Origin of the sequence: Rhodoplanes tepidamans, from assembly GCF_030813915.1 — a bacterium.
Taxonomy (GTDB): domain Bacteria; phylum Pseudomonadota; class Alphaproteobacteria; order Rhizobiales; family Xanthobacteraceae; genus Rhodoplanes; species Rhodoplanes tepidamans.
The window spans coordinates 1-13222 of sequence record NZ_JAUSUJ010000020.1 but is presented as its reverse complement, the minus strand read 5'-3'; the positions used below and the strand labels follow the sequence as shown (position 1 = coordinate 13222).

Here is a 13222-nt window from a genome sequence, read left to right as displayed (position 1 = left end):
CTGTGGTGCCGGTTCACTTCTTCTCCATTATGCACTGGAGAGGATGCTGGTGTTTGCGGGCGAAGTCCATCACCTGGGTCACCTTGGTCTCGGCCACCTCGTAGGTGAAGATTCCGCACTCGCCGATGCCGTGATGGTGCACGTGGAGCATGATGCGGGTCGCGGCCTCCCGGTCCTTGTTGAAGAAGCGCTCCAGCACGTGCACGACGAACTCCATCGGGGTGTAGTCGTCGTTAAGCAGCAACACCCGGTAAAGGTTCGGTCTTTTGGTCTGCGGTTTCGTCTTTGTGATGACCGCCGTGCCCGGGCCCGTGGGGTCCTGGCGGCGCTTGCGGTCGCCATTGGCCGCCTCCGGCGGCGTCGCTGCGCACCGGGTCGCGGAATCGCGGAGAAAGTCGTTCGAGCAGGCCGTCATGGTCTCGTTTCGGGTACGGAAGGGGCCGGCCCCGTTCGGGACGGGCACCGAAGAGCATGCCGCAGCCCAGCGCGGCCCCGGAGCATAAATAATAAGCAACGCCCCGCTTCGCCACCAGCCGGTCGTACCGTCCGTCCACCCCGGTTCGGCCCCCCGGGCGGAGGGGAACCGGGTGCACCGGCGGCTCCCGTCCGGACGCCCGGCCCGGCCGCCCCCGCGACGCCGGACATGGCGAACCGGTCGAGACGGCGCGGCGACCGGGGCGACGACAGGGTGCGACGACAGGGTGCGACGATCCGGTCGCGGCGGAGCACCCCGCCGATCTGGGCGACGCAGCGACGCACGGTCCGATCCTGGTTAACAGCACACGAAGGGAAACCGGCGAAAATTCGGCAGCTGTTGAACCGAACGTGAATGGGTGCCCGGCAAGTATGGCGGGGGGAATCTCCAACCTGGCGGTGCGCGATGCCATTCCAGCGGTTCATCCGTGACCGGCGCGCCAGCGTCGTGCCACTGTTCGCCCTGTCGATCATTCCGTTGACCGGCCTGGTGGGAGCCGCGGTCGACTATTCGCGCGCCGCGGCGGCCCGCAGCGCGATGCAGTCCGCCCTGGATTCGACCGTCCTGGCCCTGTCGAAGGACACCGAGACGCTCGCCTCCGGCGCCATCACGGGCAAGGCCACGACCCTGTTCAATGCGGTGTTCCTACGACCGGAGGTCCAGAACATCGCGCTGACGAGCTCCTACACGAGCAACAAGGGCTCGCAGCTCGTCATCAGCGGCACCGGCACGGTCAAGACCACCTTCATGGGCCTGATGGGGTTCTCGGAGCTGCCGGTCGCGGCGAGCGCGACCGCCGTCTGGGGCAACACCCGCCTGCGCGTCGCCCTGGTGCTCGACAACACCGGCTCGATGGCGAGCTCGGGCAAGATGACGGCGCTCAAGACCGCGTCGAAGAGCCTGATCACCCAGCTCCAGAACGCGGCGCGGGTGGCGGAAGACGTCTATGTGGCGATCATCCCCTACAGCAAGGACGTCAACGTCAAGCCGGGCGAGACCATCCCGGACTGGGTGGACTTCACCATCTGGGACACGCTGAACGGCACCTGCACCAAGTCGAGCTACACCAAGCAGTCGAGCTGCGTGGCCAACGGGGGCAAGTGGACGCCCAAGGCGCACTCGACCTGGAACGGCTGCGTCATGGACCGCGACCAGAACTGGGACGTTCTCAACACGGCGCCCGATTCGAGCGTCAAGTTCCCGGCCGAGCAGTACGGCTACTGCACCACCGCGGCGATGGCGCTGAGCAACGACTGGACGGCGCTAACCGCCAAGATCGACGCGATGACGCCGAACGGCAGCACCAACAACACCATCGGCCTGGTATGGGGCTGGCACGCGCTGACCACCGGCGCACCGCTCTCCGCCCCCGCCAAGGATCCGGATTACGAGTACCAGGACGTCATCGTCCTGCTCACCGACGGGCTCAACACCCAGAACCGCTGGAACGGCAACGGCTCGAGCCAGTCGACCGCGGTCGACGCGCGCACCGAGAAGGCCTGCGCCAACGTCAAGGCGGCCGGCATCACGCTCTACACGGTGCTGGTGATGGAGGGTAACGCGTCGCTGCTGCAGACCTGCGCGACCGACTCGAGCCGCTACTTCTATCTCACCTCGGCGAACCAGCTCGTCACCACGTTCGACGCGATCGGCACCCAGCTCTCCAAGCTGCGCCTGGCGAAGTAAGCCGGCGGCGCTACCGCCGCCCGGCCGCCGGGCGCCGCCGGCCGCCGGCCGTTCCCTGCGGCGGGGCGGAATCGGCCCGCGCCCCTCGTCCCGCGCGCCCTCCTCCACCCGCCCCACCCCTCGGCGCCCGCACGGGCCCCGACCGAGGCCCGACGCTCCCGTCGGACCTCCACGCACCCGCAACGGGCCGAACCGCGGCTCCACGGCGCTCCGCGGCGCTGTCAAGGGCCGTTTTCGGCGATCCCGGTGACGAGCCGTAAACCGTCTTTCGCGCTGTTTCGGCCGGAACCGCCCCCAGCCCCCGATCGGGCCGGCTTTCTTGTTTCAAATTAGGCATTGGTTTGATCTCGACCGCTAACGATCGGGACGCCGGACCGGGTGTGCCGATCCGGACGCGCGATCTGGGCGTGTCGATCCGGTGGGGTTCGAGACCATGAGCAGCCAATCTTCCAAGGCGTCATCGCTCCTGACGAGGTTCCGCGGAGCGGAGGACGGCAACGTCGCAATCCTGTTCGCGCTGACACTCATCCCGGTGCTCGGCCTGGTCGGCGCCGCGATCGACTACAGCCGCGCCAACGCGATCCGCACCAACATGCAGGCGGCCGCGGATTCGGCGGCGCTCGCGGTGTCGAAGACGGCGACGAGCCAGACCTCGGACCAGATCCAGACCGAGGCCGACACCTATTTCCGGGCCCTCATCACCCACCCGGAGGCGAACATCACGGGCGTCACCGCGACCTACACCAAGAGCTCGGTGTCGAGCCTGGTGGTCGACGCGACGGCGGTCATGCAGACCCGCTTCATGGGCCTTCTCGGCTTCCCGACCCTGACCCTGAAGGCGTCGTCGACGACCGCCTGGGGCAACACCCGCCTGCGCGTCGCGCTCGCCCTCGACAACACCGGCTCGATGGCGGGCTCGAACAAGATGACGGCGCTCAAGACCGCCGCCAAGAACCTGATCGACCAGCTCAAGGCGTCCGCCACCAACGCCGGCGACGTCTACGTCTCGATCGTTCCGTTCAGCAAGGACGTGAATGTCGGCGGCTCGTCGAACTACACCCAGAACTGGGTCAAGTGGACCGACTGGGACAGCGCCAACCGGACCTGCATCGCCTGGAACAGGCGGGGCAGTTGCACCCAGTACGAAACCAACGATCACAGCACCTGGAACGGCTGCATCACCGACCGTGACCAGGACTACGACGTCAGCAACGCGGCGCCGGTGATCGGCACCGCCGCGACCCTGTTCCCGGCAGAGCAGTACAGCTCCTGCCCGGTCGAGCTGAAGCCGTTGAGCTACGACTGGACGACGCTGAAGACCAAGATCGACGAGATGACTCCGGTCGGCAACACCAACATCACCATCGGCCTGGTGTGGGCGTGGCACTCCCTGACCCAGGGCTCGCCGCTGGCGGCGCCGGCCGAGGACGCGAACTACGACTACCAGAAGGTCATCATCCTGCTGACCGACGGCGAGAACACCCAGAACCGCTTCAGCAGCACGACCTCGAAGATCGACGCCCGCACCAAGGCGGCCTGCACGGCCGCCAAGGCCGCCGGCATCACGATCTACACGATCCTGGTCATGGAGGGCAGCGCCTCGCTCCTGCAGTCCTGCGCCAGCTCCAGCAGCAACTATTTCTACCTGACCTCGGCGAACCAGATCATCACCACCTTCGACACCATCGGCACCCAGCTCACCCGGCTGCGCGTGGCGAAGTGACGGCGGCGCGGCCGCCGTCGCGGCGGACCGCCCGGACCACCGAGCGGCGCTCGGGCGAGAGCAGCGCCCGAGACCAGAAAAGCCCGGCCTCGCGGCCGGGCTTTTCTCTGGGCCGGGGTCTCGGGCGCCGGTCCAGGCGCCCGTCCGGCGATCGACCGGCCGTGCCGCGTCCGCGCCGGCGGCGCGGGTCGGGCCCGGCGGGGAGCGTTCAGCTGCCCGTCTGACCGGCGAACGGGGTGGCCGGGAACTTGCCGACCAGACCTTCGAACGGCTTGTAGATCTCCTTGGCGAGATCGGCGTAGAGCTCGCTCATCTTGTTCGACTGGGCGATGAACGACTCGTAGCTCGCCTTCAGGTAGTCGGACTGGAGCTCCACCGCCTTGTCGAGCGACTTGGCGCCGAGAATCTTCTCCAGCACCTCGGCGCCGTGCTCGAACGTCTTCTTCGAGTAGTCGGCGGTCTCGGCCGCGATGGCCTGCATGCTCTGCGACACGGCCCCGAACGACTTCATGGCCGCGTCCATGCCGTCCTTGCCGAAGCCCTGCACGTTGTCGAGACGGATGGTCATTGGAACGTCTCCCGATTGCATTATTCCGGCCTCATCCCGCACGGCTGCGTGATCTCCACGTGAACGCGTATCCGGGCGCTGTGACCGTCAAAAGTGTAGTGTGCACCGCACAATTTTACAAGAGAAATTTTTGCAGTGCAGCATAACCGGCAAATTCTGCCGTTCGATCAAAGGATTCGTTAACGAATTCGCAACTCGCCCTTCCTAGCTTGGATGAGCGCATCGTCTCGGTGACGCCCGAATTTGCCGGTAACGGTCTCGTGAGCCGCCGCAGGTTTGGCAAACGGCCGGCGGCCAAGGACGTCACGGGGACACATCGGGCGCCGACCAGCGCGACCGGTGGATGAGGGGAAACAATGCTCCTGACATTGGGGAACACGCGTGGATTCCGCACGCTCGCGGTCGGCCTGCTCGCCGGCGTCGCCGCGATCGTCCTGGTGGTCGACACGGCCGACGCCCGCGGGCGCCGGCGCGCCGCCAAGTCCGGGGGCGGCTACAGCCCGCCCTACGCGGCCATCGTGGTCGACGCCAATTCGGGCCAGGTTCTCCATGCGGCCGAGCCGGACGCCATCCGGCATCCCGCCTCGCTCACCAAGATCATGACCCTCTACATGCTCTTCGAGCGGATGGAGGCGGGCAAGATCAAGGCCGACACGCCCCTCAAGGTGTCGGCCCACGCGGCCGCCCAGTCGCCCACCAAGCTCGGCCTCAAGCCGGGACAGACGATCACGGCCGACGAGGCGATCCGCGGCCTCGTCACCCGCTCGGCCAACGACGCCGCCGTGGTGATCGCCGAGGCGATCGCCGGCGACGAGGACGACTTCGCCAAGCTGATGACCCGCAAGGCGCGGGCGCTCGGGATGAGCCGCACCGTCTACCGCAACGCCTCCGGCCTGCCCGACAGCGGCCAGGTCACCTCGGCGCGCGACCAGGCGATCCTCGGCCGCGCCATCCAGGAGCGCTTCCCGGTCTACTACCGCTACTTCTCGATCTCGTCCTTCGCGTTCCGTGGCCAGACGATCCGCAACCACAACCGCCTGCTCGGCTCGGTGCAGGGCGTCGACGGCATCAAGACCGGCTATGTCCGCGCCTCCGGCTTCAACCTCGTCTCGTCGATGAAGCGCAACAACCGCCACCTCGTGGCGGTGGTGCTGGGCGGCGCCTCGGCCGGCGCCCGCGACGCCCGCATGCGCAGCCTGCTCGAGAAGCACATCGCCGAGGCCTCGACCCGGCGCACCGCGCCGCCGATCGCCGAGGCACGTGACGTCGACGTGCCGGTCGCCGCCGCGGCACCGGCGGCGACGCCCACGCCGGCGACGCCGCGCATGATGCTCGCCTCGGCCGGCAGCGTCCCGGTCACCCCGGCGACCGCCGCGGCCGCCGCGCCGGCCATGCCGGCCAAGGGCGCCCCGGTCGCCGCCGCCAAGATCGACCGCCCGGCCCCGGGCAAGATCCACCCGGCCAAGGCCCACGCGGCCGCCGATCCGATCAAGCCGATCGCCGTCAAGACCATCAAGGTGAAGCTCTCCGGCGTGCAGACCGCCTCGCTGACGCCGCCGCTCGCCCACCTGCCGGTGGTGCCGGCCCAGGACGATCGCTCGGCCGCCCGCGCCGCCGCCCGCATCCTGCAGGCGCCGACCCCGGCGCGCGTTTCGGCGCCCGCGCCGGCCCGTCCGGCCGCCGCCGCGGCGATCGCGGCCGCTCCGGTCCAGGTCGCGGTCGCGACCCCGTCGGCCGCCGCCCAAGCGGCGGCGCCGGCCCGTCAGGTGCCGACCCCGGTCCAGGCCGCGGCCGCCCCGGCTCCGGCCGCTGCGCCGGCCCCGGCCGCCGCGGCGCCGGCGCCCGCCCCCGAGGTCACGGTCGCCTCGGCCGACACAGAGAACACCTTCGCGCTCGCCAGCAGCAGCAGCCGTCCCGCCGCCGACCCGGCCCGCAAGCCGGTGACCCGCAGCGGCTGGATCATCCAGATCGGCGCCTTCGGGGCCGAGAGCGAGGCGCGCGACCGCCTGTCGTCCGCCCAGGCCAAGGCCAAGTCGCTGCTCGGCCATGCCGACGCCTTCACCGAGGCGGTCACCCGCGACAACAAGACGTTCTACCGGGCCCGCTTCGCCGGGTTCGAGAAGGACTCCGCCGAGGCGGCCTGCAAGTATCTCAAGCGCAATGATTTTGCCTGCCTGACCATCAAGAACTGAGGGTCGCGAACCGACATTTAATAAATAGCGGACAAACTTCCATCGACAGGAGGCCGGCGCCCGCGGAGCCGATTCGAGGCAGAGCGGACGCCGGTCGAGCAACGATACCACCCGCAAAGGGGATTCTGGAGGCCTGGCTCTCCGGCCCGTCCGGCCGCGGAGCGCGTGCACGTCGAGTCGCGTTGCGTAAGCGTTGGAGTTCTATCGATGTCCGCGAAGCAGGACCTCCTTGGCCTCGTTCACACGGGCCGCGAGGTACGTCGACCCCCCCTGGTCGGGATGCAGTTTCTTCATGAGCAGGCGGTGCGCCCGGCCGATGTCCTCGGCAGTCGCCCCCGGCTCAAGGCCAAGGATCTGATAGGCCTCCTGTTCCGTCATTTTGCCGGAACTCGCAGCGCCGCCCTGCCCCGCTGTCGAACCACCCTGCGCGTGTTCACGCCAGCCGGGACTGCGGCGGTCCAGATACGCTGCAAGTAGGGTCCGGCTCTCCTCGTCCATGTCGGCGAGCAGCCCCGTCAGGGTGGCCGTGTCGAGGCCGTCGAGCGGGGCGCCGGCGAACCGACCGGCGACGACGCGGCCCCGCATCGCGCCGGTGTCGTGATCGAGCTCCATCTCCAGGAAGGTCGAGCGGACCCGGGACACCTGTCCCGGCGTCTTCTGCGTGCGCTGCCCGAAGGTGGCGCCGCCGAACGGCAGCCAGCCGAGCAGCCCCAGCCCGGTGAGGCCGAGCGGCAGGCCGATGCCGATCTGGCCGCGGGCGACCAGGAAGGCAGCGCCGCCGAGCGCCGCCACGCCGCCGGCGATCCGGGCCCCCTTCGCCACTCCGCGCGGGTCGGCCCCGGCGAAGCCCTTGGCGGCCGCCAGCAGGATGACCAGGACGGCCAGACCGAGCAGAAGCGTCATCGAAGCTGCTCCAACAGGCGCACCGCCGAGGCGTTCCGGTCGACGAGGCGGTGCAGCGCCTGGCGGCCACCGCTCGCATAGGCGGCGACCGCCCGCAACAGCTCCCCGAGCTCGTGCGCCGAGCCGGAGCTGAACCGGCACCACGCCCCGCCCGACAACCGGGCGATCTCGCGGAAGGCCTGCTCGGCAACCGGGTCGTGTCCCTCCTGGAACATGAAGCACGGGACGCCGGCGAGGCCGAGCTCGCCGGCACGGGCGCACAGATCGTCGACCGGCTCCTCCATGGCGTCGCCGACATAGACGAGCGCCGCCACCTTGCCGGCCTCGGTCTCGCGCCGGACGTGAGCCAGGACCTTGCGGATCTGGGTGTGACCGCCGCGGCAGTCGATCCGCTCCATCAGGCCGCCCAGCGCCCGCGGGTCGGAGACGAACTTCGACGCGCGGCACTCGGACAGGCCGCGGAAATAGACGAGCTGGACGTCGAGGCCGCCGATCGCCGCGGTCTCGGCGAACATGTCGGCCTGCAGCCGGCAGGCCGTGTCCCAGGTCGGCTGGCGGCTCATGGTGGCGTCGAGGGCGAACACCAGCCGGCCGCGCGGGCCGGCGGCGGCGCCCGGCTCGCGGGCGGCGCCGAGCGCCCGCACCTGCGCCACGAAGGCGTCGATCTCGGCGCGCGACGAGGCTGTGGCGGGTGTGGTGTCGCCCTGGGTGCGGTCGACCGGAGGGGTGTCGCCGGGGGTGCGCTCAGGCGGCTTGGCCATCGCGACACCCGTGGCTGCGGCACCCGCGGCGGAAAGGAGCGGGAATCCTGTGGCGGATCATGCCCTAGAAGTGGCCGCGAACCGGCCCGGACGCAATGCCGGCGGCCGACCTTTCGGGGCGACACGCCGCCGCGTCGGGGCCGGCGGTCGGCCTGCCGTCGCCAGCCGGCGGACCGTCAGCGCGTCACCGGCGAGGTCGGGTCCGGCATCCGCGGCAGGGTCACGGGCCCCTTCTCCTCGCCGAGCCCGTCGTCGAGCAGATCGTCGGTGTCGAGCGGCCGGTAGGCGCTCATGAACCACTCGGCCCGCGCCTCGGCGCGCTTGCGGCCGCGGTCGTCGAGCGGCAGCCGCAGGCTCGACAGCAGCCCCTGCACCTCCAGCCGCGCCGTCACGTGCGACAGGCTCGGCCGGGTGCCGAGCGTCTGCTCGCCGATGTCGTCGATGGCGGTGAGGCCGCGCGGGAAGAACTCGCGGTAGATCACCCGCTCGGCGAAGCCCTCGACGAAGCGGAAGCCGAACCGGCCGGACAGCACGTTGAGCCCCTCGGCGACCAGCTTGCGGTTGCGCGAGCCCAGCGTCGAGAGGCGGTTTCGCACCACCACCCAGTCGGTCACCTTGCCGTCGACGATGCGGCGCTGACGGCGCGCCTCGCGCACCAGCTCGGCATAGTGGCTCGCCCCGGTGATCTCGAAGGTCTGCGGATCGACGGCGGCGAGCACGTCGAAGTCGAGGAACGAATCGTTGAGCGGCGTCACCAGCGTGTCGGCCATCGAATGGGCGAGCCGCGACAGGAACGTGTCGGCGCCCGGCGTGTCGATCACCAGGAAGTCGTGACGGTGCTCGATCTCGGTGATGGCGTCGGCGAAGCGGCCGAACTCGGCGGCCTCGTTCTCGTCGACCCGCGCGCCCTCGCTGCGGGCGATACAGAAGTGCAGCGGGATGTCGAGCGGCTGGTTGATCTTGTGGCCCCACAGGCGGCGGCGCTCGACGTAATGGGTGAGCGTCGACTGGCGCGAATCGAGGTCGATGGTGGCGACCCGCTGGCCCGCCTTCATCAGCGCGACGGCGAGATGCATGGCCGTGGTCGACTTGCCGGACCCGCCCTTCTCGTTGCCGACGACGATCACGTGAGCCGAGATCGGCCCGCGCCGCCGCAACTCCCGATGTTCCGGATCAGACCACATAAACGCCTCCGTGCCGGGGGGATTTTTGTTTTGATCGCCCGGCAGGGTCAAGTTATCTCTCCGGCCGACCGGGAGTCGTGAACAGATCACGACCGCCGGGCGCCGAGGCCGCGCCCGCGAACCGCCCGCGCGAACCCTGATCGGCGATCATGAAAACCCGTCTTCCCGTCGCCCGCACGCTCAAGGCTCTCGACCGCGCCCTGGCGCATCTCCGCGCCGAGGGCGAGAGCGTCGCGCTCGTTCCGACCATGGGGGCGCTGCACGCCGGCCATCTGACGCTGGTGCGCCAGGCCCGCCGCAAGGCCGAGCGGGTGGTCGTGTCGGTCTTCGTCAACCCGACCCAGTTCGCCCCGACCGAGGACTTCTCCAGCTATCCGCGCCGGCTCGCCGCCGACGTGGCGGCGCTCGCCGAGGCCGGCGTCGACCTCGTCTGGGCGCCCGACACGGCGGTGATGTATCCGGACGGCTTCGCCACCCGGGTGTCGCCGGAAGGCCCGGCGCTCGCCGGCCTGGAGGACGCGTTCCGGCCGCACTTCTTCGGCGGCGTCGCCACCGTCGTCGCCAAGCTGTTCGGCCAGGTGCGGCCCGACATCGCGGTGTTCGGCCAGAAGGACTATCAGCAGCTCAAGGTGGTCACGCGGCTCGCCGCCGACCTCGATCTGCGGGTGCGGATCGTCGGCGTGCCGACGGTGCGCGAGCCGGACGGGCTCGCGCTGTCGTCGCGCAACGCGTATCTGTCGGCCGAGGAGCGCGCCCGCGCGCCGGCCCTGCATCGCGTGCTCGCCGACTGCGCCGCGCGGATCTCGGCCGGCCGGCCGCTCAAGGCGGTGATGGAGAGCGGCCGCAAGGCGCTCGCCCGCGACGGCTTCGCGGTCGACTATCTGGAGGCCCGCCACGCCGAGACGCTGGCGCCGGTGAGGTCCGTCAAGGACGGCCCGATCCGCCTGCTCGTGGCGGCGAAGCTCGGCACCACGCGGCTGATCGACAATCTGGCGGTGTGAAACGCCAAGGGACACTGCGCGCCGTGACGGACGAAGCCGCCGTCCCGGTTCCCGGCCGCGTATCGCGGGCACCGTGCGTCTGGCCACAGGCCTGATCCGGCCTCCTCAAAGCCTGCTCGCCGGCGGCTCCTCGACGTCGATCAGCACGATCTCGCGGAAGGCGAGGTCGGAGGCGGCCGGGCGCGGCCGCGCCGGCGGCTTGATGAGCAGCTGCTCGACACGACCCGATGGGCGGGCGCAGATCGGCCGACACGGCGACGCCGGAGGCCGACATGTCGATGACGAAGCACGGCATCACGCTCCCGTCCGCGAGGATCAGCGTGGAGTGCGGGTTCACCGGCACGATCCGCTTGTGCTGGCGCGCATTGGGCGTGTCGTCGCGCTGGTGCTTGTCGAGCCAGGCGAGCTTGGCCTCCAGCCGGTCGAGCCGATCGGCATCGGCCACGATGCTCATCGCAAAGCCGCCGTACAGCCGCCGCAGCACCTTGCCCTCGAGCTTCCCGAACTCGTCGAAACCGGCGGCGACCGGCTCCTCGAGAGCGCCGATCACCGGCCCGGCCAGCACCATCCCGTGCCGCGAGATGTTGACCAGCCGGCAGGCGAACTCGGGCTTCGAGCCGTCCAGGGCACGCCGGCGCGTGAGGACGTAGCGGCCCGGCAGGCTCACCACGACGCGGACGTCGTGGCGGCGTTCGGCCGCGGTCCGCGTATGCGGCGGGTCGTTCCGATGCGACATGGGCAATCCCGGGCCGGAGGACAGTCGAGGAACAATACGTAGGCTCACATGACCCGGCTTGGCTGAATGTTCCAGCAGATGACTGGATACGGAAAAGAGTTGGCGTGTCGTCCCGATCAAATTCGAAGAGTATTTCACGTACCCGCGAAGGTATCATGCCCCGCTCGACCGGGCGCTGGCGCTCGGCCTCCATCCGAAATACAAGTTCGGGAAGAAATACCGTCAGAGCAGTCCCAGGGCCCGCAGCTCTCGCCGCATCTCCTCGGGCATCGCCAGCATGCCGGGGGCCGAACGGTCGAGATCGGGCGGCGCCTCGGCGGCGGCGAGATAGCGCCAGCCCTGGAACGCCCGGTAGGGGCGCGGCACCACCGGAACCACCTGCGGCTTCAGCACCAGCCGGCAGCGCCCCACCCCCTCCTGATCGACGAAGGGCTCGACGCGCAGCAGGTCCTGGCGGCAGGCGATCTCGCCGCGGATCACCCAGTAGAGCGAGCCGCCGGCGACCAGCTCGTCGGCCCGCTTGGGGACCATGCGGGTGACGTGGACATGCTCGCGCGGGCTGCCCGCCGGGCGCTTGGCGAGACGCTCGCGGATCCAGTCATCGAGATCGGCGATGCCGTCGCAGCCGACGCAGAGCTTGAGGAGGTGAAGCGGCATGCGCCGGTCCTAGCGCATTCCCCCCGGCCCGGCCAGCGGACCTGCCGGCGCGCTTGTGGACACCGGCCGGCGATCGGCCGGTCAGTCGTCTCCGGCGGGCGCGCCAGCGGCCGGAGCGTGGCGCTGGGTGGACCGCGCCGGCGGCGGCCGGCGGGCCGGCGGCGCAGCCTGCGGCTTCGACCCGGGCGAGGCCGGCACCGCGGCCGGCAGGTCGCGCGGCGGGGCGGCCGGCGGCGGGGTGGACGGCTCCGGCGCCATGATGCTCACCGGCGGGATCGAGGCGGCCGACGGGAAGTCGTAGCGCGACGACACCGGGTGGCCGCTCGGCCCCGATGGCGAACCCGGCCCCGAGGCGCCCGCGCTGCCGGCGGCCGACGTCCCGGCGAGCCCCGGCCCGGTGGCGCCGGTCGCGGCGCCGCCCTCGTCACCGGCTCCGCCGCCCGCCGGCCAGCCGGCGGCGTGGCGGGCGAGAACGAGATCGAACGGGCGCTCGCGCAGATGCGCGCGCACCCGGTCGGGATCGTCGAGCAGGGCCAGCGGAGCGCACACCTCCGGCGAGCAGCCCGCCCGCACCGCCAGCACATGGGCGACGAGGCCGAACCGGTCGGCCGCGAGCGACCGCTTGAGCGGCGCCAGCGTGCGGGCGGCGGCGCGGTCGCCGGCCGCTACCGGAGCCGCGGCCATCACGAGGTCGAGCTGGGCCGCCACATAGGCGACCGCCGCCGCGGCCTGCTCGGGCCGGCCGAACAGCGCCGCCTCGCAGGCGGCCTCGCCGGGCGTCCCCGCGAGCCCGTCCAGGCAGGCGAGCGGCGAGCCCGGCACGAAGGCGCGCGCCGCGAGATCGGCGACGCGGCTCTCCAGCGCCCGGCGTTCCAGCACCCGCTCGTGCACGATGCTGCCGGCCGTCACGGCCGCCATGGCGGCGAGGGCCGCGACCGTCAGGGCGGCGATCCCGGCCACCAGCGCACCGGCACCGCTGCGCCGCCAGGCCGCCACCGCGGCCACCACGGCGACCGCAGCCACCGCGCCGGCCGCCCACACGGGCAGCGAGGCCGTTCCGCCGGCCGGATCGAATCCCAGCATCTTCCCTCCCCGGCGCACGCCCGAATGGGACATGGCGCACGCGGTCCGCGGCACATGCGGTCCGCGGCGTACCGGACGCGCGCCGGGCCCGGCGCGCGAAACGCGACGATCCCGGTTTCGAACCGCAAAGTTGTCGATTTTATGCCGCATTGCGGCGGGGGGGGGGGGGGGGGGCCGCCGCCCCCCCCGCCGCGCCCCCCCCCCCCCGGCGGGGGGGGGGGGGGGGCCGCCCCCGGCGCCGTGGGGGTGGACC

Annotated in this window: 12 protein-coding genes; 4 read left to right on the top strand and 8 right to left on the bottom strand. The window is 71.1% G+C overall.

Going from position 1 to position 13222, the window contains the following annotated elements; genetic code table 11:
* Window positions 1-13 precede the first annotated feature (13 nt).
* Entirely contained in the window at window positions 14-415 is a 402-nt protein-coding gene (gene clpS, locus J2S22_RS21555; RefSeq protein WP_370878234.1) for an ATP-dependent Clp protease adapter ClpS, read from the bottom strand.
* 465 nt (window positions 416-880) lie between these two features.
* Between clpS and J2S22_RS21550 the strand changes: the two genes are divergently transcribed.
* Window positions 881-2161, top strand: a complete 1281-nt coding sequence (locus J2S22_RS21550; RefSeq protein WP_272776695.1) for a vWA domain-containing protein — start codon at window positions 881-883, stop codon at window positions 2159-2161.
* A gap of 433 nt (window positions 2162-2594) precedes the next feature.
* On the top strand, window positions 2595-3884 hold the full coding sequence (locus J2S22_RS21545; RefSeq protein WP_272776696.1) for a vWA domain-containing protein: 1290 nt from the start codon (window positions 2595-2597) through the stop codon (window positions 3882-3884).
* Window positions 3885-4092: 208 nt separating this feature from the next.
* On the opposite strand, the gene J2S22_RS21540 is transcribed toward J2S22_RS21545, so the two are convergent.
* The gene (locus tag J2S22_RS21540) at window positions 4093-4452 is read right to left on the bottom strand and encodes a phasin family protein (RefSeq protein WP_272776697.1); all 360 of its coding nucleotides are present in this window, start codon (window positions 4450-4452) and stop codon (window positions 4093-4095) included.
* A 356-nt stretch (window positions 4453-4808) separates the two neighbouring features.
* Between J2S22_RS21540 and J2S22_RS21535 the strand changes: the two genes are divergently transcribed.
* Window positions 4809-6644, top strand: coding sequence for a D-alanyl-D-alanine carboxypeptidase (locus J2S22_RS21535; RefSeq protein WP_272776698.1), 1836 nt, complete (start codon window positions 4809-4811; stop codon window positions 6642-6644).
* 201 nt (window positions 6645-6845) lie between these two features.
* Here the strand turns inward: J2S22_RS21535 and J2S22_RS21530 are convergent, their stop codons facing one another.
* The 3 genes from J2S22_RS21530 to J2S22_RS21520 all read right to left on the bottom strand — a co-directional run bounded on the left by J2S22_RS21530 (window position 6846) and on the right by J2S22_RS21520 (window position 9492).
* Window positions 6846-7547, bottom strand: coding sequence for a DnaJ domain-containing protein (locus tag J2S22_RS21530; protein ID WP_272776699.1), 702 nt, complete (start codon window positions 7545-7547; stop codon window positions 6846-6848).
* Window positions 7544-8308, bottom strand: a complete 765-nt coding sequence (locus J2S22_RS21525; protein WP_272776700.1) for a vWA domain-containing protein — start codon at window positions 8306-8308, stop codon at window positions 7544-7546. Before J2S22_RS21525 ends, J2S22_RS21530 begins: the two co-directional genes overlap by 4 nt.
* Window positions 8309-8484: 176 nt before the next feature.
* On the bottom strand, window positions 8485-9492 hold the full coding sequence (locus tag J2S22_RS21520; RefSeq protein WP_272776701.1) for a division plane positioning ATPase MipZ: 1008 nt from the start codon (window positions 9490-9492) through the stop codon (window positions 8485-8487).
* 149 nt (window positions 9493-9641) lie between these two features.
* On the opposite strand from J2S22_RS21520, the gene panC reads away from it, so the two are divergent.
* Window positions 9642-10493 (top strand): pantoate--beta-alanine ligase, encoded by an 852-nt coding sequence (panC, locus tag J2S22_RS21515; protein ID WP_272776702.1) that lies wholly within the window; start codon window positions 9642-9644, stop codon window positions 10491-10493.
* Here the strand turns inward: panC and J2S22_RS21510 are convergent.
* The 3 genes from J2S22_RS21510 to J2S22_RS21500 all read right to left on the bottom strand — a co-directional run bounded on the left by J2S22_RS21510 (window position 10417) and on the right by J2S22_RS21500 (window position 12969).
* Entirely contained in the window at window positions 10417-11229 is an 813-nt protein-coding gene (locus J2S22_RS21510; protein WP_272776703.1) for a hypothetical protein, read from the bottom strand. The two genes, panC and J2S22_RS21510, sit on opposite strands and share 77 nt — an antisense overlap.
* Window positions 11230-11451: 222 nt before the next feature.
* A complete protein-coding gene (locus tag J2S22_RS21505; RefSeq protein WP_272776704.1) occupies window positions 11452-11886 on the bottom strand; it encodes a DUF1489 family protein in 435 nt (144 codons plus the stop codon).
* Window positions 11887-11967: 81 nt separating this feature from the next.
* Entirely contained in the window at window positions 11968-12969 is a 1002-nt protein-coding gene (locus tag J2S22_RS21500; RefSeq protein ID WP_272776705.1) for a hypothetical protein, read from the bottom strand.
* Window positions 12970-13222 lie beyond the last annotated feature (253 nt).

What these genes read in the sequence shown, in the direction of transcription:
- clpS (WP_370878234.1), bottom strand. Translation starts at nt 415, where the DNA reads ATGACGGCCTGCTCGAACGACTTTCTCCGCGATTCCGCGACCCGGTGC.
- J2S22_RS21550 (WP_272776695.1), top strand. Translation starts at nt 881, where the DNA reads ATGCCATTCCAGCGGTTCATCCGTGACCGGCGCGCCAGCGTCGTGCCA.
- J2S22_RS21545 (WP_272776696.1), top strand. Translation starts at nt 2,595, where the DNA reads ATGAGCAGCCAATCTTCCAAGGCGTCATCGCTCCTGACGAGGTTCCGC.
- J2S22_RS21540 (WP_272776697.1), bottom strand. Translation starts at nt 4,452, where the DNA reads ATGACCATCCGTCTCGACAACGTGCAGGGCTTCGGCAAGGACGGCATG.
- J2S22_RS21535 (WP_272776698.1), top strand. Translation starts at nt 4,809, where the DNA reads ATGCTCCTGACATTGGGGAACACGCGTGGATTCCGCACGCTCGCGGTC.
- J2S22_RS21530 (WP_272776699.1), bottom strand. Translation starts at nt 7,547, where the DNA reads ATGACGCTTCTGCTCGGTCTGGCCGTCCTGGTCATCCTGCTGGCGGCC.
- J2S22_RS21525 (WP_272776700.1), bottom strand. Translation starts at nt 8,308, where the DNA reads ATGGCCAAGCCGCCTGAGCGCACCCCCGGCGACACCCCTCCGGTCGAC.
- J2S22_RS21520 (WP_272776701.1), bottom strand. Translation starts at nt 9,492, where the DNA reads ATGTGGTCTGATCCGGAACATCGGGAGTTGCGGCGGCGCGGGCCGATC.
- panC (WP_272776702.1), top strand. Translation starts at nt 9,642, where the DNA reads ATGAAAACCCGTCTTCCCGTCGCCCGCACGCTCAAGGCTCTCGACCGC.
- J2S22_RS21510 (WP_272776703.1), bottom strand. Translation starts at nt 11,229, where the DNA reads ATGTCGCATCGGAACGACCCGCCGCATACGCGGACCGCGGCCGAACGC.
- J2S22_RS21505 (WP_272776704.1), bottom strand. Translation starts at nt 11,886, where the DNA reads ATGCCGCTTCACCTCCTCAAGCTCTGCGTCGGCTGCGACGGCATCGCC.
- J2S22_RS21500 (WP_272776705.1), bottom strand. Translation starts at nt 12,969, where the DNA reads ATGCTGGGATTCGATCCGGCCGGCGGAACGGCCTCGCTGCCCGTGTGG.